13 protein-coding genes and 1 tRNA gene are annotated in these 16,731 nt (G+C 65.3%); 11 read left to right on the top strand and 3 right to left on the bottom strand.

The genetic code is table 11. The features are described from left to right. Window positions 1-28: 28 nt before the first annotated feature. Both HAP47_RS21405 and HAP47_RS21400 read left to right on the top strand, forming a co-directional pair. The gene (locus tag HAP47_RS21405) at window positions 29-940 is read left to right on the top strand and encodes a 2-dehydro-3-deoxygalactonokinase (protein ID WP_173642892.1); all 912 of its coding nucleotides are present in this window, start codon (window positions 29-31) and stop codon (window positions 938-940) included. Between the two features lie 11 nt (window positions 941-951). Beyond that, a complete protein-coding gene (locus HAP47_RS21400) occupies window positions 952-1,587 on the top strand; it encodes a 2-dehydro-3-deoxy-6-phosphogalactonate aldolase (RefSeq protein WP_173642893.1) in 636 nt (211 codons plus the stop codon). A 27-nt stretch (window positions 1,588-1,614) separates the two neighbouring features. Here HAP47_RS21400 and HAP47_RS21395 read toward each other — a convergent pair whose 3' ends face one another. Beyond that, window positions 1,615-1,920: a hypothetical protein gene (locus tag HAP47_RS21395; RefSeq protein WP_173642894.1), complete on the bottom strand. Its 306-nt coding sequence runs from the start codon at window positions 1,918-1,920 to the stop codon at window positions 1,615-1,617. A 244-nt stretch (window positions 1,921-2,164) separates the two neighbouring features. Between HAP47_RS21395 and HAP47_RS41610 the strand changes: the two genes are divergently transcribed. The 3 genes from HAP47_RS41610 (at window position 2,165) to HAP47_RS21385 (ending at window position 3,614) form a co-directional block, all read left to right on the top strand. Next, complete coding sequence (locus tag HAP47_RS41610; protein ID WP_371821821.1) at window positions 2,165-2,233, top strand: hypothetical protein; 69 nt, start codon at window positions 2,165-2,167, stop codon at window positions 2,231-2,233. Window positions 2,234-2,709: 476 nt separating this feature from the next. Beyond that, on the top strand, window positions 2,710-2,913 hold the full coding sequence (locus tag HAP47_RS41605; RefSeq protein WP_173642895.1) for a hypothetical protein: 204 nt from the start codon (window positions 2,710-2,712) through the stop codon (window positions 2,911-2,913). Between the two features lie 443 nt (window positions 2,914-3,356). Further along, window positions 3,357-3,614 carry a hypothetical protein gene (locus tag HAP47_RS21385; protein ID WP_173642896.1) on the top strand — a complete coding sequence of 86 codons (258 nt, stop codon included), beginning with the start codon at window positions 3,357-3,359 and terminating at the stop codon, window positions 3,612-3,614. Between the two features lie 359 nt (window positions 3,615-3,973). On the opposite strand, the gene HAP47_RS21380 is transcribed toward HAP47_RS21385, so the two are convergent. After that, on the bottom strand, window positions 3,974-4,447 hold the full coding sequence (locus HAP47_RS21380) for a DUF992 domain-containing protein (protein WP_173642897.1): 474 nt from the start codon (window positions 4,445-4,447) through the stop codon (window positions 3,974-3,976). A 549-nt stretch (window positions 4,448-4,996) separates the two neighbouring features. After that, window positions 4,997-5,073, bottom strand: a tRNA-Arg gene (locus tag HAP47_RS21375). 289 nt (window positions 5,074-5,362) lie between these two features. Between HAP47_RS21375 and HAP47_RS21370 the strand changes: the two genes are divergently transcribed. The 6 genes from HAP47_RS21370 (at window position 5,363) to HAP47_RS21345 (ending at window position 16,616) form a co-directional block, all read left to right on the top strand. Further along, window positions 5,363-10,570 carry an alpha-2-macroglobulin family protein gene (locus HAP47_RS21370; protein ID WP_173642898.1) on the top strand — a complete coding sequence of 1,736 codons (5,208 nt, stop codon included), beginning with the start codon at window positions 5,363-5,365 and terminating at the stop codon, window positions 10,568-10,570. Beyond that, window positions 10,567-12,780 carry a penicillin-binding protein 1C gene (pbpC, locus tag HAP47_RS21365; RefSeq protein WP_173642899.1) on the top strand — a complete coding sequence of 738 codons (2,214 nt, stop codon included), beginning with the start codon at window positions 10,567-10,569 and terminating at the stop codon, window positions 12,778-12,780. Before HAP47_RS21370 ends, pbpC begins: the two co-directional genes overlap by 4 nt. 61 nt (window positions 12,781-12,841) lie before the next feature. After that, a complete protein-coding gene (locus HAP47_RS21360; RefSeq protein ID WP_173642900.1) occupies window positions 12,842-14,587 on the top strand; it encodes an ArnT family glycosyltransferase in 1,746 nt (581 codons plus the stop codon). 1 nt (window position 14,588) lies between these two features. Further along, window positions 14,589-15,434 carry a phosphatase PAP2 family protein gene (locus tag HAP47_RS21355; RefSeq protein WP_173642901.1) on the top strand — a complete coding sequence of 282 codons (846 nt, stop codon included), beginning with the start codon at window positions 14,589-14,591 and terminating at the stop codon, window positions 15,432-15,434. Window positions 15,435-15,447: 13 nt separating this feature from the next. Next, complete coding sequence (locus HAP47_RS21350; RefSeq protein WP_371821641.1) at window positions 15,448-16,278, top strand: glycosyltransferase family 2 protein; 831 nt, start codon at window positions 15,448-15,450, stop codon at window positions 16,276-16,278. Then, window positions 16,278-16,616, top strand: a complete 339-nt coding sequence (locus HAP47_RS21345; protein ID WP_173642902.1) for a lipid-A-disaccharide synthase N-terminal domain-containing protein — start codon at window positions 16,278-16,280, stop codon at window positions 16,614-16,616. The genes HAP47_RS21350 and HAP47_RS21345 overlap by 1 nt, the downstream gene beginning before the upstream one ends. The last annotated feature ends 115 nt before the right edge of the window (window positions 16,617-16,731 follow it).

Here is a 16,731-nt window from a genome sequence, read left to right as displayed (position 1 = left end):
GAAACCAAAAAGCGTGGAACAGAGCGCGATGAGCGGGCCTTCCTATGTCGCGGTCGATTGGGGCACCAGCAGCTTCCGGCTCTGGCTGATGAGCGCTGGCGGCGAGGTGTTCGGCGAACGGCGCAGCGACGAGGGCATGACGGCGGCCGCCAGGACCGGCTTCGCGCCGGTGCTGCAATCGCATCTCGACGCATTGGGCGCGGCGGCCAGTCTGCCGGTCGTGATCTGCGGCATGGCTGGCGCGCGGCAGGGCTGGGTCGAGGCCGGCTATGTCGACACGCCGGCGCATCTCTCCGATATCCTCAAAGGCGCCGTCGTGGTCAGCGGGCAGCCGCGCGATATCCGCATCCTGCCTGGGATTGCACAGCGCGATGCTGCGGCCCCTGATGTGATGCGTGGCGAGGAAACCCAGTTGCTCGGCGCGCTCGGTCTGGATGCGCCGGGTGAGGCCCTAGTTTGCATGCCGGGAACCCATTCCAAATGGGTGCGCCTGCGCGGTGGAACGGTCGAGCGCTTTGCGACCTTCATGACCGGCGAGTTGTTCAGCGTGGTTGCGCGCGACACTGTTCTGTCGCATGCCGTCGCCGGAGCGGAAGAGGCCGTTGATACCGATGCGTTCCGCTCTGCTGTCATCGAGGCGTTCGCAACGCCGGCGCTATCGGCCAATTTGCTGTTTCGGGTGCGATCCCGGCAGTTGCTGTTCGGCGGCAGCGCGCAGGCGGCCCGTGAGACGATCTCCGGCACGTTAATCGGTGCGGAGCTCGCGGCCGGCCTTGCGGAGCGGGAGCGAACGCCGGTTACGCTGATTGCATCGGGCCGGCTGCAACGGCTCTATCGGATCGCGCTCGAAAGCCTTTCGATACCGCTCAACGTGATGGATGCGGAGGAGGCGGTTCGCCATGGTCTCGCCGGCGCCGCGGCGGCGATCTGGACCAATTGAGGGATTAGCCCATGAGCATTCCGTTTCCTCCGATGAAGCGTCCGCTGGTCGCGATCCTGCGCGGCGTCAAGCCGGACGAGGCTTTGGGCATCGTCGGCGCGCTGCTAGAGGCTGATATGACCGCGATCGAGATTCCGCTGAACTCGCCCGAGCCGTTCCGTTCGATCGAGATTGCGGCGAAGCGTGCGCCCGCTGATGTCCTGATCGGCGCCGGCACGGTGCTGACCGCGGGAGACGTCGATCGTCTCCACGGCGCCGGCGGACGACTCATGGTGTCGCCGAACGTCGATGTCGACGTGTTGGCGCGCGCCCGGCACCACGCGATGATCACGATGCCCGGCGTGTTCTCGCCGACGGAAGCGCTGCTCGCCGCCCGCGCGGGCGCCTCGAGCCTGAAGTTCTTTCCGGCAAGCGTGCTCGGCGCTTCCGGCATCTCGGCGATCCGCGCCGTGCTGCCGCCGGATGTGATGCTCGCCGCCGTCGGCGGCGTCTCGGACCAGAATTTCGCGGAGTATGTGAAGGCGGGCATTCGCGCCTTCGGTCTCGGCAGCAGCCTCTACAAGCCGGGCATGACGGCCGCGGATGTTGCGGTCAGGGCGCAAGTCACGATCGAGGCGTATGACAGGGCCGTGCAGGGCGCGAGCTAGGCCCGGTCCGTAATTCCCGACCGCAGGCTAATCGTCGCGCTTGCCGCCATCGATCACCCTGAACAGCGGGGCTGCCTCGCGAGGATTCTCGAGCAGCTCTTCGACCATGGCGATCGCGGCCGCGACGTATTTTCCGGTCGCGGCGTCCAGCGGCCGTTCGGCTTCGTCTGCCAGCGCGAGCTTGGCGCCTTCGAGCAGTTTGCGGGTGCGGACCGCGGACTCGTCGCCGGAGGTCAGGGCAGCGCGTGCGATCGATCGCAGCACGAACAGCTCGCCCTCCAGCCGCAGCAGACGGTCGTTCAGCTTGCTCAGCACAGTATTCAGGTTCCGCATGTCGTCCTCTCCGGGCGTTGGACCCGTCTTCCATACACGGTCATTCCTGACGAAATTCTTGTGCCGGCTACACACCATTTGGTTTGTTGAACGGCGTCGCCGGTCACCTCACCGGGGGCCTGGCAGGCGCTGTCATCTGGCGGAGCGATTTGTGGATCACGGCGAATGGCCTTAGTAGAGTGTCCGCGGTTAAGGAAAGTCCGCCGTATCAACGCATGACTATCTGCATTGGATCGACCGCAGCGTGCGGGCCGCAACAAAACGCAAGCGGATCGACCAGATGCTGGAAAAATTGAAAGCCGGCGGGGTCTAAATGGGAATGGCGCATCGGCCGAGCAAACAGGCGACGCGATCGTTCTCTCGGCGCGGTCGCGATGGTCGTCAGGAGCAAATGCGTTGTGTCTTGGCACTTCGCCTGCTGGTCATCCTGTGCGTGTCTGCGAGCGCCGCGACACGGCGTCACTCCCATACACGCCAACCCGCAACCGTTCGTTCGCCCGCGTCTGCAACGCCGGCGGCGCGCTTCGCCGTTCCCGGCTGGAGTGACGAGTCGACACGCCAGTGGCTCGACCGTGCCTCGGAAAATGCCGGCCGAGGCGGATAGTGCGGTAGCCCCCGGCGCCAAACTCAATCGGCACCGTCGTCTTCGGTTCCCCGAGAGTTCGATGCCGAGCGCCCGCTGTATTGCCAGGGAACACCCGCGGCCCTTCTCGCGCTCACGCCTTCGCTTTCACGTAGTTCCTTCCGTGCGCGCCGCGCGGTTCGCATCGCTCGCTTGATGTTTGAATCATGCGAGTCCTCGTCGAAGAAGAGGACGATCTCGCAACTTGGGCACTGCCGCGAATAACCGTTCTGCAGCCGCTTGGCGCGATCACGAAAGACGTTCTTGCAACGAGTGCAACGGATCTGGACGGAATCTTCCATATCGATCCCAAAATATCGGCGAACAATGAGAGCGCTGGCAATTGCTTTGAGGAAGCAATTCCAGATTAAGAAATCACGAAGCAGGCCGCCCAAGATCGCTGCGAGAATCGAAACCTGCAACGCGACGAACAGAATACGTTCGGCATCTCAAACGCCGTCGGAACCTTGTTCACGCACGGAGAACTACGGAATTGTTTCGTGCGCTGAATGATAAAAGACAAGACGCGATTTCAGAGCAGACCGTGAACATCAAAAAGAATGACCTCAGCGCGTGGGCCACGCTGAGGCCAAGTTGACACTTTGGTCGTGAGGCACCGTCACCAGCGCCTCGGTGCTTAACCTAGCTTCGTTTCTCGCCAGTCAAATAGCCCATATGGGCCATGATCGCTGGCACAGAACGTGCAGAGTTGGAGCTGTCAGGATTTTGCATCACCTTCCTGGGGCTAGGAGCAGCGCCGTCCGCATATATTTCAAGCGGGCGGCGTTGTGCATTCCGGGCGCTGCGCCGAGCGATGAGCGATCTCTATCCTCGCCCGGTGCCGTCACAAGTTGCTCTTCTCGATGTCGCCGAACGGCATGCGCTATCTCCGACTTTTGGTCCGCGGCACGACGAACTTCATTGCGTTGCGTACAAGGTCGGCTCGTTGACGGTGCCGGTCTCGCAATTGCTCGATCTCGTAGAGGGCCCAGACAAGAAAAGTGCCCAGGCAGCTACACAGCAGCATCAGCCAGAATGCTTGTCCGGCGCTTTCCAGGACGTCAGGGAATGAGAGCGCTAGGCATCGGCTGCGTAGGTAGCGGAACAAACGCGTTAGGCTGGCCCCGCAGCATTGCCAGAACAGCAAACACCGTTACGGTGACCGTCAAGAGCTTCGCCATGAAATTCGTCAGCAGAATGGTTGTAAGAATTCTCGAAGCTTAGCACTCGAATTGCGATACGCCTGTGAACCCTCTCACATGAACGGAACGTACGTGAATTCAGGCGGCTTGTTGGATGAGGATCAAGCCGCAATTCTCGGCAATCTGCCGCTAGATTGTGCTCGCGTGCCTCTTGCCACGGAATGCCTCACCGACTTGCGCGCCAGGAGCATCGGCATTGTGCATTTCGGCAGCCGGTACCTGGCTTCGTTCAGGATGAGCGATCCATCGGCCGAATTTCCAGGCTCTCGATCTTGACCGGCGGAGTCGAGAAAGCATCCCCGTTCAACGGAAGCAGCGTGATCGGTGTATTCGTGCCGCGGGTGAGGACATTGTCGCCCGCGCCGCTTTCGTGCGTGTAACTGCCGGCGAGTTGGTCGAGCCCGAGCCACGGCACCGGCGCCATCACCCTCCAGGCCAGTGCGACTTCCTGGTCGCCGATGAAAATGCCGAGGTTGGGAATGGCTGCGACGTAACGACTGTCCGGTGCGCTGTCGGCGTGCATCACGCAATCGAGATTGGTCACCGCGCCCAGGACGAACCCGGTATCGGGGCCGCCACGACACGCGAACGTTCCGGCCTGCACCTGTTGTGCGTCGGCGGTTGCGATGGGCGTGGCGAGAACTGCCGCGCCCCACACCGCAACGATGACCCAATGACCCGTTGTACGCATGGCGCTGTACAACGCGAATGGACGCGCAATCGGTCCACGCTCTCGCGCGCGGCCTTCGTTGGTGGTTAAGAGAACCTTAGAGTTGGGGTCGCCAACGAAACCACGCCGCCGGGCTCGAAATGAATTGTCCCGGCGGCGGTCTGTTTCAACCTGGGCCCGCAATCCCAGTCATGGTCTGTCTGCGAGACTGGCGCCAAGGTTCGAGCAACCCGTATTCATACGGGCGTTAGCGTCTCGCGACAGTCTGGTGTTGGTTGGTGACCTTCTTGTGCCCCGGCGGAGGTCCAATTGTCACCCAGACCACCGCGGCAATCACCATTGCCGGTCAGGAAGGCGCCGGCCAACGGATGATCGTGGTCCATGCTCCGCGCCTGTTCAGATATGTTGCTCGAGCTTCCGCATCTCCTGCAGGCGAGCCAGGCAGAAATCCCGGTACAATTCGTTGATGAAATCCCACATGACCGAATCCCCTTTTGGTGCAATGACGGAACGCTACCCCGGCTTTGTTTCCGGCCGGCTTCGCGGCTTCCGGAAAATGGCTTCATCGAAGGGGGAGTGGCGTGGCGATCCCGGCAGGATTCGAACCTGCAACCCGCGGAGTAGAAATCCGCTACTCTATCCAGTTGAGCTACGGGACCGTGGCCGCCTTGTAGCACCCGCAATATGAAAAATCCGCCTTTCCGCCAAGTCCGTCCGAACCGATTTTTGTGGTCAGACGACAAAGGCGAGCAGGGGTCCCGTCCTGTGTTGGCCAGACCCGCCCGCCGAGCCGGCATGACGCTGCCGCCGGGGCAGGTCGAAGGAATGTCGGCAATGCAATCTGCGACGTTTTCGTCCGTTCATGTCAGCGCCTTCACTCCGTCACCTTTTCGCGCATTTTTTAGCCCCAACGCGGCGTTCGACCGCGGGGCGTTCAGGAGCTCCATCATGATCGGATTGGTTCGTGCGGCCGCAATTTGCGCCACGCTGGCGCTCGGCCTGGTGAGCGCCCAGGCCGCGGACAAGGCCTTCAGGCGCGACGACCTCGCGGATTCCGCAATCAAGCTGGAAGCCCAGATCAAGAGCGAGGCGGGCGCGGTCAACAAGTCGGCCGCGACCTTGCGCACCGACGCGGACGCAGCCTTCAGGCGCAATGATTTCCGCGGCGGGCTCACGATCCTCGGCCAGATCGCCGCAACCGCGCCCGAGGACGGCGCCAATTGGCTGCGGCTTGCCAGGACCGTGTTCCAGATCCGCTCCGCCAGCTCCAGCGAGCAAACCTTTCTGATGGAGCGCGCCTCCACTGCCGCCTACATCGCTTATCAGCGCGCCGGCAATGCGGGCGAGGAGGCCGATTCGTTGGCCGTGCTCGGCAAGGCGCTCGCGGAGCGCAAGCTGTGGCGTCCGGCGCTCGACGCGCTGCGGCTGTCGCTCGACCTGCGTGAGGTCGCCGATGTCAGGGGCCAGTATGAGAAGATGCGCGACGAGCACGGCTTCCGGCTGCTCGATTATACCGTCGATTCCGACGCGGCCTCGCCGCGGGCCTGCTTCCAGTTCTCCGAGGAGCTGGCCAAGCGCGTCGACTTCGCGCCGTATCTCGCACTGGCCGGCACCGACAAGCCGGCTTTGTCGGCGGAAGGCCAGCAGCTCTGCGTCGACGGGCTGAAGCACGGCGAGCGCTACAACATCAATCTGCGCGCCGGCCTGCCGTCGACCGTCAAGGAAACCCTGCCGAAATCCGCTGAGTTCAACATCTATGTCCGTGACCGCAAGCCGTTCGTGCGGTTCACTGGGCGGGCCTATGTGCTGCCGCGGACCGGCCAGCGCGGTATCCCGGTGGTCAGCGTCAACACGCCGGCGGTCACGGTCAACGTGTTCCGGATCGGCGACCGCAACCTGATCAACACCGTGATCGACAGCGACTTCCAGAGCACGCTGAGCCGCTATCAGCTCTCCGATCTCGGCGACCAGCGCGGCGTCAAGGTGTGGTCCGGCGAGCTCGCCACCGCCACGACGCTGAACCAGGACGTCGTGACCGCATTTCCGGTCGACCAGGCGCTCGGCGACCTGCAGCCGGGTGTCTATGTCATGACCGCGGCGGCCAAGGGGCCGGGCAGCGATGACGATGGCACGCTGGCGACGCAATGGTTCATCGTCTCCGACATGGGCCTGTCGGCCTTCTCCGGCAATGACGGTATCCACGTCTTCGTCAATTCGCTGGCCTCGACCGAACCGGTCGCCAATGCCGAGGTGAAGCTGGTCGCCCGCAACAACGAGATCCTGGCCACCCGCAAGACGGATGCAGGAGGCCATGTGCTGTTCGAGCAGGGGCTGGCGCGCGGCGAGGGCGGATTGTCGCCGGCACTGCTGACGGTGACGGGCGAGAAGGCCGACTACGCCTTCCTGAGCCTGAAGACCAACGCCTTCGACCTCACCGACCGCGGCGTCGCAGGGCGCGCGATCCCGGCCGGCGCGGACGCTTTCGTCTACGCCGAGCGCGGCGTCTACCGCTCCAACGAGACCGTCTATCTGACCGCGCTACTGCGCGACGGACAGGGCAACGCCCTGACCGGGACGCCGCTGACCATGGTGATCGAGCGGCCTGACGGCGTCGAATTCCGCCGCACCGTGCTGCCCGACCAGGGCGCCGGCGGCCGCATGCTGGCGTTGGCGCTGAACTCCGCGGTGCCGACCGGTACCTGGCGGGCCCGCGTCTTTACCGATCCCAAGGGCTCGTCGGTCGGCGAGACCACCTTCATGGTCGAGGATTACATCCCTGAGCGGATCGAATTCGACCTGACCAGCAAGGAGAAGGTGATCAGAGCTGAAGTTCCAGTGGAACTTCAGGTTTCCGGCCACTTCCTCTATGGCGCGCCGGCCTCCGGGCTGCAGCTCGAGGGCGACATGCTGGTCGCACCTAGCGCGGCCGGCCGGCCCGGCTATGCCGGCTACCAGTTCGGCGTCTACGATGAGCAAACCGCGAGCAACGAGCGGACCCCGATCGAGGACCTGCCGGAGGCCGATGCCAATGGCGCGGCGAGCTTCCCGGTCAAGCTCGAGAAGGTCCCGGCCTCGACCCGTCCGCAGGAAGCCCAGATCTTCATCCGCATGGCGGAGACCGGCGGCCGCTCGGTCGAGCGCAAGATCGTGCTGCCGGTGGCCCCAGTGGCCTCGCTGATCGGCGTCAAGCCGCTGTTCGGCGACAAGAGCGTGGCCGAGGGTGACAAGGCCGAGTTCGACGTCGTGTTCGTCGCGCCCGACGGCAAGCAGCTGCCGCGCAATGGACTGCGTTACGAGCTGTTGAAGCTGGAGTCGCGTTACCAGTGGTACCGGCAGAATTCGTCCTGGCAGTATGAGCCGGTCAAATCGACCCGCCGCGTCGCCGACGGTGACGTCAATCTCGCGGCCGACAAGCCGATGCGCCTGACCTTCCAGCCGCAGCCCGGCCGCTACCGGCTCGATGTGAAATCGCCCGATGCCGACGGTCCGGTGACGTCGGTGCAGTTCGATGTCGGCTGGTACTCCGACGGCAGCGCCGACACGCCCGACCTGCTCGAAACCTCGATCGACAAGCCGGAATATCAGTCCGGCGACACCATGACGGTGTCGGTCAACGCGCGCACCGCCGGCAAGCTCACGGTCTATGTGCTGGGCGACCGCCTGCTGACGACCCAAAGCGTCGACGTCAAGGAGGGCACCCAGCAGGTCAAGCTCCCGGTCGGCAAGGACTGGGGCACCGGCGCCTACGTGATGACGACGCTGCGCCGTCCGCTCGATGCCGCCGCCGGGCGCATGCCGGGCCGCGCGATCGGGCTGAAATGGTTCGGCATCGACAAAAAGACACGCACGCTGGCCGTCGAGCTTTCGCCGCCCGCATTGGTGCGGCCGGGCACGACGCTGAAGATTCCGGTCAAGCTCGGCGGGCTCAATTCCGGCGAGGACGCCAAGGTGGTGCTGGCCGCAGTCGATGTCGGCATCCTCAACCTGACCAATTACAAGCCGCCGGCGCCGGACGACTACTATCTCGGCCAGCGCCGCCTGACCGCCGAGATCCGCGACCTCTACGGCCAGCTGATCGACGGCATGCAGGGCACCCAGGGTCAGATCCGCAGCGGCGGTGACGCAGCCGGCGCCGAGCTGCAGGGCTCGCCGCCGACGCAGAAGCCGCTCGCGCTCTATTCCGGCATCGTCACGGTCGGTCCCGACGGCACTGCCGAGGTGAGCTTCGACATTCCCGAATTCGCCGGCACGGCGAGGGTGATGGCGGTGGCGTGGAGTGCCACCAAGCTCGGCCGCGCCAATGTTGATGTCATCGTGCGCGATCCCGTGGTGGTGACCGCGACATTGCCGCGTTTCCTGCTGACCGGTGACAAGGGCACCATCAGCATGGATATCGACAACGTCGAGGGCGCCGCCGGCGATTACGCCGTCAGCGTCAAGGCGAGCGGCCCGATCAAGGCTTCGGGCAATTCGGCCACGACTGTGAAGCTCGCCGCCAAGCAGCGCACCTCGCTGTCGCTCGGCCTCGAGGCCGGCGGCGCGGGGCGCGCCGATTTCGACGTCGACATTTCAGGGCCGAACGGGATGACACTGGCGCGGCACTATGCGCTCGATGTCAAGCCGGCGACCCAGGTGCTGGCGCGCCGCTCGATCCGCACGCTGGCGAAGGGCGAGAGCCTGACGCTGACGTCCGACATGTTCTCCGATCTCGTGCCGGGCACCGGCAGCGTCTCGATCTCGGCGAGCCTCTCGACCGCGCTCGATGCGGCGAGCATCCTGAAGGCGCTCGACCGCTACCCTTATGGTTGCTCCGAGCAGATCACCAGCCGCGCATTGCCGCTGCTCTACGTCAACGATCTCGCCGCCGGCGCCCATCTTGCGATGGACACCGCGGTCGACCAGCGCATCCGCGACGCGATCGAGCGGCTGCTGGCGCGACAAGGATCGAATGGCTCGTTCGGCCTGTGGTCGGCAGGCGGCGACGACGCATGGCTCGACGCCTACGTCACCGACTTCCTGACCCGGGCCCGCGAAAAGGGCTTTGCGGTGCCGGACGTGCTGTTCAAGAACGCACTCGACCGCGTCAGGAACTCGGTGGTCAATGCCAACGAGCCGGAGAAGGACGGCGGCCGCGATCTGGCCTACGGCCTCTACGTGCTCGCACGCAATGGTGCTGCGCCGATCGGTGACCTGCGCTATCTCGCCGACACCAAGCTGAACAATCTGGCGACGCCGATCTCCAAGGCGCAGCTTGCCGCGGCGCTGGCACTGGTCGGCGACAAGGCGAGGGCGGAGCGGGTCTATGGTGCCGCGCTCGACGCGCTGAACCCCAAACCCGTGATCGAGTTCGGGCGGGTCGATTACGGCTCGGCGCTGCGCGATGCGGCGGCGCTGGTCTCGCTCGCGGGCGAGGGCAATGCGCCGCGCACCACGCTGACGCAGGCCGTGCTGCGGGTCGAAGCGGCGCGGGGTCTGTCGCCTTACACATCGACGCAGGAGAATGCGTGGATGGTGCTGGCGGCACGCGCGCTCGCCAAGGAGACGATGGCGCTCGACATCAACGGTCAGCCGGTCAAGACCGCGGTCTATCGCAGCTACAAGGCCGACGAGATGACGGGCCAGCCGCTCAAGATTACCAACACCGGTGACGCGCCGGTACAGGCGGTGATCTCGGTGTCGGGCTCGCCGGTGACGCCGGAGCCCGCCGCCTCCAACGGCTTCAAGATCGAGCGCAGCTATTTCACGCTCGACGGCAAGCCGGCCGACGTCAGCAAGGCGAAACAGAATGACCGCTTCGCGGTTGTGCTGAAGGTGACGGAAGCCAAACCGGAATTCGGTCACATCATGGTGGCCGACTATCTGCCGGCCGGGCTCGAGATCGACAACCCGAACCTGGTGTCGTCGGGCGATTCCGGCACGCTCGATTGGATCGAGGACGGCGTCGAGCCGAAGAACACCGAGTTCCGCGATGACCGCTTCACCGCGGCGATCGACCGGGGCGCCAACGACAAGTCGGTGTTTACGGTCGCCTATGTCGTGCGCGCGGTGTCGCCCGGAAAATACGTGCTACCGCAGGCCTATGTCGAGGACATGTACAACCCCTCGCGCTACGGCCGCAGCGGCACCGGCGCGGTCGAGGTGAAGCCGACGAAATGAGTGATCGTGGAATGAGCAAGGACGCGCGTCCAAAACTCTTCTCGTCATGGCCGGGCTTGACCCGGCCATCCAGGGACGTGTCCGCTGGCAAGCAAGACGTGGATGCCCGGGTCAAGCCCGGGCACGACAAGCGTAGCGGGCGGTTGGTGCTTCGCATTGCCGGCGCTGTCGCGATCGTGCTCGTCATGGTTGCTGCGGCCTTCGCCGCCTGGGTCGCCTCGCTCGGGCCGCTGCCGCTTGCGCAGGCGCAGCAGGTCTCGACCACGGTCATCGACCGAAATGGAAAACTGTTGCGCGCCTATGCGATGGCGGATGGACGCTGGCGGCTACCGGTCGATGCCAAGGCATCGGTCGATCCCACTTATCTGAAACTGTTGTTCGCCTATGAGGACAAACGCTTCTACGCGCATCACGGCGTCGATCCGCTGGCGCTGTCGCGGGCCGGATTCCAGCTGCTCACAAGGGGCCGTATCGTCTCCGGGGGTTCGACGATCACGATGCAGCTGGCGCGGCTGATCGAGCCGCGGCACCAGCGCTCGGTCTATGCAAAGCTGCGGCAGATGGTGCGCGCGGTTGAACTGGAGCGGCGGCTCTCCAAAGACCGGATCCTCGATCTCTATCTCGCGCTGGCGCCGTTCGGCGGCAATCTCGAGGGCGTGCGCGCCGCCTCGATCGCCTATTTCGGCAAGGAGCCGAAGCGGCTTTCGCTCGCCGAGGCCGCGCTGCTGGTGGCGCTGCCGCAATCGCCGGAGCGGCGCCGGCTCGATCGCTATCCGGAAGCCGCCCACGCCGCGCGCGACCGCGTGCTCGACCGCATGGTCGAGGACGGCGCGGTGTCGAAGGAAGACGCCGCGCAGGCCCGGGCCACGCCGGTGCCGAAGCTGCGCAAGCAGATCCCGATCCTGGCGCCGCATTCCTCCGATCAGGCGATCGCGACGATGAAGGATGCGCCCGTCATCAAGCTGACGCTCGATGCCTCCCTGCAACGGAACCTGGAGGCGCTGGCGCGCGACCGCGCCATCGCCCAGGGACCTGACGTCTCGGTTGCGATCGTCGTGGTCGACAATGAGACGGGCGACGTGCTTGCGCGCGTCGGCTCCGCGGATTATTTCGACGAGCGGCGCGCCGGGCAGGTCGACATGACGCGCGCGGTGCGCTCGCCGGGCTCCACGCTGAAGCCGTTTATCTATGGCCTCGCCTTCGAAGACGGTTTTGTCCATCCCGACAGTCTGATCGAGGATCGGCCAATTCGCTTCGGCTCCTATGCGCCGGAAAATTTCGACATGACGTTCCAGGGCACGGTGCCGATCCGCAAGGCGCTGCAATTGTCGCTGAACGTCCCGGCGATCGCGCTGCTCGACCGCGTCGGCGCGAGCCGGCTGTCGGCGCGGCTGAAGCAGGCCGGCACCAACCTCGTGCTGCCGAAGGACGAGGCACCAGGGCTTGCGATGGGCCTCGGCGGCGTCGGCATCACGCTGCAGGATCTCGCCCAGCTCTATTCCGGTTTGGCGCGGCTTGGTGCGACCAAGCCGCTGCGCGAGATCATGCAGCCGAATGACGGCCGCGACACGATGCGGCTGATGGATCAAGCCGCGGCCTGGCAGGTCGGCAATGTCCTGCTCGGCACGCCGCCGCCGGAGAACGGTGTGCACAACAGGATCGCGTTCAAGACCGGTACCAGCTACGGCTATCGCGATGCTTGGTCGGTCGGCTTCGACGGCCGCATCACCATCGGCGTCTGGGTCGGCCGTCCGGACGGCGCGCCGGTTCCGGGCCTGGTCGGACGAACGGCGGCGGCGCCGATCCTGTTCGATGCCTTTGCGCGTACCGGGAAAATCCCGGCGGCGTTGCCGAAGCCGCCGCGGGGAGTGCTGGTCGCCTCCAACGCGAAACTGCCGCCGCCGCTGCGCCGGTTCCGGCCGCTCGGCGAACTGGTCCGCAGCGGCAACGACCAGGCGCCACACATCCAGTTTCCGCTGAACGGCTCACGCATCGACGTCGATCAATCCGAGGGCGGCCGTCATGCGCCGATGCCGGTCAAGGTCGCCGGCGGGGTGCTGCCGCTGACGGTACTCGTGAACGGTGTCTCAGCCGGGGACATCGACAGCCGGCGGCAGCGCCTGATCGATCCGCCGGGGCCGGGCTTCGCGCGGCTCACCGTCATCGACGCCACGGGGGCAGCGGATACCGTTGTGATCCGCGTGCAATGATCGCGCGGGAAAGCGGAACAGCACGGTTGTTTGCGCTGCGGTTTCATCGTATGCGAAACCCATGGTGGATAGCCTCCAACCCCGGCGCTTCGGAGCAGGGCAACAGTCTGTAAAACCTGCGCATTCGAGCCGCAGGCTGTTCATGGCGTTTGAGTTCGCGACGGCCAGCCAATGGCGTTCGATCCTGTTCCTGACGCTGACCTGCCTGGTGCTGTTCCTGCCGGGCTTCTTCACCATCCCGCCGATCGACCGTGATGAGGTTCGCTTTGCCCAGGCGACCAAGCAGATGGTCGAGAGTGGCGATTTCGTCGATATCCGCTTCCAGGACGACGTTCGCTACAAGAAACCGGTCGGCATCTACTGGATGCAGGCGGCAGCGCTGAAGACGATCTCCGCGCTCGGGGTGCCGCGCGCCCAGGTCCGCATCTGGGTCTACCGCCTGCCGTCCCTGATCGGCGCCATCGGCGCCGTTTTGCTGACCTATTGGACGGCGCTTGCCTTCGTGACCCGACAGGGGGCGGTGCTGGCTGCCTTGATGATGGCAAGCTGCGTGCTGCTCGGGGTCGAGGCGCGGCTCGCCAAGACTGACGCCATGCTGCTGCTGACGGTCACCGCGGCGATGGGCGCGATGGCGCGGGTGTATCTGTCCTGGCAACGCGGCGAGGATCCGGCGCATCCATCATGGATGCCGCCTGCGATCTTCTGGACGGCACTGGCGGTCGGCATCCTGCTCAAGGGCCCGCTGATCCTGATGTTCGTCGGCCTTGCCATGGCCGGGCTTGCGATCCTCGATCGATCGGCGGCCTGGTTCTGGCGCATGCGCCCGGTCTGGGGCCTGACGTGGACCCTCGTGCTGGTGCTGCCGTGGTTCGTGCTGATCTTCCTGCGCGCCGGCGAAACCTTCTTTGCCGACTCCGTCGGCGGCGACATGCTGAGCAAGCTTGGGGCGCAGGAGTCGCACGGCGCGCCGCCCGGGCTCTATCTGCTGCTGTTCTGGATCACGTTCTGGCCCGGCGCGCCGCTCGCCGGCCTGGCGGCGCCGGCTGTCTGGCGCGCGCGGCGCGAGCCGGGTGCCCAGTTTCTGCTGGCCTGGTTGATCCCGTCCTGGATCGTGTTCGAGGCGGTGCTGACCAAGCTGCCGCATTACGTGCTGCCGCTCTATCCGGCGATCGCGATCCTGACCGTCGGCGCGCTGGAGCGGCGTGTGCTGTCGCGCTCCCCCTGGTTGTTGCGCGGCGCTGCCTGGTGGTTCGCTATCCCCGCATTCGGCGCCGTGCTCGTGATCGTCGGCGCCATCAAGGCGATCCATCAGCCGGTGTTTCCGGCTTGGCCGTTGTTCGCGGTGGCGATGGTATTCGGCCTGATCGCCTGGTGGATGTTCGAGGATAGCCGCGCCGAGCGCTCGCTGCTTAATGCGGTGATCGCCGCGGCGTTGATGGCGGGCGCAACCTATGGCGTGGTGCTGCCGCGGCTCACCACCGTGTTTCCGAGCCAGGAGGTCGCGCGCGCGCTGCGCAACGTGACCTGCGTCGGCCCGAAGGCGGCGGCTGCCGGCTTCCACGAGCCGAGCCTCGTGTTCATGACCGATACGTCGACGCTGCTCACCGACGGATCGGGCGCCGCGGATTTCCTGGGGCAGGGCTCCTGCCGCTTTGCGCTGGTCGAACAGCGCTCCGAGCGCGCCTTCGTGCAACGCGCCGAGGCGATCGGCCTGCGCTACAACGCGCCGGTGCGGATCGAGGGCTACAACATCTCGCAGGGCAAGGCCGTTTCGATCGCGATCTTCCGTTCCGAAGGGACGGAGTGACATGGCGGCGGCGCCAGCCACTGCGGAATCCGCCAACTATTTCGGACGATTGCTGACGCTGGTCTGGCTGTCCTTTGCCCAGCTCGTGCGTGCACCGTCGCATTCGCGCCGGGCCGAGGCGGCGCGACGCTCCGCGCGCCATGCACTCCTGCTCGTCGTCGGCGTTGGCGCCGTGATCATCACGCTGATGTATGCAGTCGATGTCGCCGAGATCAGCCTGATGCCGCCACGCGGCACGCCGGGTCTCTGGTGGGTGAAGACGCTCACCGATTTCGGCAAGGACGAGTATGTGCTGTGCGCGCTTGGCTTGCTGCTGATTGCGGTCGCCTTGGCGGCACCTGCGCTGCGCGGTGTGCCGCGCGCGACTTTGCTCGGCCTCGGGACGAGGCTGCAATACCTGTTCCTGTCGGTCATGTTGTCGGTGGCGGTCGGTGAGCTGATCAAGTGGATCGTCGGCCGCGGGCGGCCTTTTGTTGGCGGCAAGGCCAACGCGTTCAACTTCCAGCATTTCGCCGGCACCGAGGCCTATTCGAGCTTTCCGTCGGGACATTCGATCACGGCGTTCGCGCTGGCCTTCGCCGTCTCGGCGGTATGGCCACGTGCACGGGGCGCGATGCTGGTCTATGCCCTGATCATCGTCGCGACGCGGCTCGTGCTGCTGGCGCATCATCCGAGCGACGTGGTCGCCGGCGCGCTGGTTGGCGTGATCGGCGCAATGGCTGTGCGCTACTGGTTCGCCGCCCGCCGCCTTGGTTTCGCCATTGATCGCGATGGCACCGTGTTGGCGCTGTCAGGACCGTCGGAAGGGCGCCTTAAAAGGGTTGCGAGGAACGCCTTCGCCCCATAAAAGCGGTCGCCCGATGGCCGGATCGGGCGGGTTCCAGCCGCTGCCAACACCAACCACGAGTTCCGATTTGCCTGCTTCCGACCAAACGCCGGTCGCCGTTTCCATCGTCGTGCCTGTGCGCAACGAGGCGGACAATATCGCGCCGCTGATCGCCGAGATCGCGGCGGCGCTCGACGGCCGCTGGGCCTACGAGATTGTCTACGTCAACGACGGCTCGACCGACGCCACCGGCGAACGGCTGAGCGCGATCATGGCGCGGCGGCCCAATCTCCGGCAACTCCGCCACAACGTCTCGTCGGGCCAGTCAGCCGCCGTGCGCAGCGGCGTGCGCGCCGCGCGCGGGGCGATCGTGGCAACGCTTGACGGCGACGGCCAGAACAATCCGGCCTTCCTGCCCAACCTGATCGCGGCGATCGAGAGCGGCAATGGCCGGGTTGGCCTCGCTGCGGGCCAGCGCGTCGGACGCAAGGACACCGGCTTCAAGAAGCTGCAATCGCGGATCGCCAACGCCGTGCGTGGCATCATCCTGCGCGACGGTACCCGCGACACCGGGTGCGGCCTGAAGGCGTTTCCGCGCGAGGTGTTTCTGGCGATGCCCTATTTCGACGGGCTGCATCGTTTCCTTCCGGCGCTGGTCCGCCGCGAGGGGCTGGCTATCGCCTATGTCGATGTCGTCGATCGCCCGCGCCATTCCGGCGTGTCGAATTATGGATTCTTCGACCGGCTCTGGATCGGGATCTTGGATCTCGGTGGCGTGTGGTGGCTGATCCGCCGCAAGAAGCCGACGCCGGTCGTCACTGAAGTGACAGGCACCGAAGTGCCGGTCGTGACCGAGGTGAAGTGATGCTGATTCAGTTCGGCCAGGCGCTCAGCGCCTATTTCTACGAAGTGTTCGTCGCCAAGTTCGACTTCTGGCTGGCGTTCGGCCTGATCGCGCAATTGTTCTTCACCGCGCGCTTCCTGGTGCAGTGGATTTCCAGCGAGCGCGCCGGCCAGAGCGTGGTGCCGATGGCGTTCTGGTTCTTCTCGATGGGTGGCGGTTTGATGACGCTGATCTACGGGTTCGCCAAACGCGAGCCTGTCATCATCATCGGGCAGGGCCTCGCGACGCTGATCTACTTCCGTAACATCATGCTGATCGCGAAGAACCGCGGTAAGGCCTCGAAGACGCTCGACCGCTGATCGTCGTGGTCGTCAGTGCGGCGAGCGGTATGCTGGGCCTCCTCGATAATCTCGATGGAGTCCAGCACCGGGCTCCGCTCGACATTGTGATCGAAACAAAACGACGGTCAAACAA

The sequence above is a fragment of the Bradyrhizobium sp. 41S5 genome (assembly GCF_011516665.3).
Lineage (GTDB): Bacteria > Pseudomonadota > Alphaproteobacteria > Rhizobiales > Xanthobacteraceae > Bradyrhizobium > Bradyrhizobium quebecense.
The sequence above is the reverse complement of the archived record's forward strand: the minus strand, read 5'-3'. Positions and strand labels throughout refer to the sequence as shown.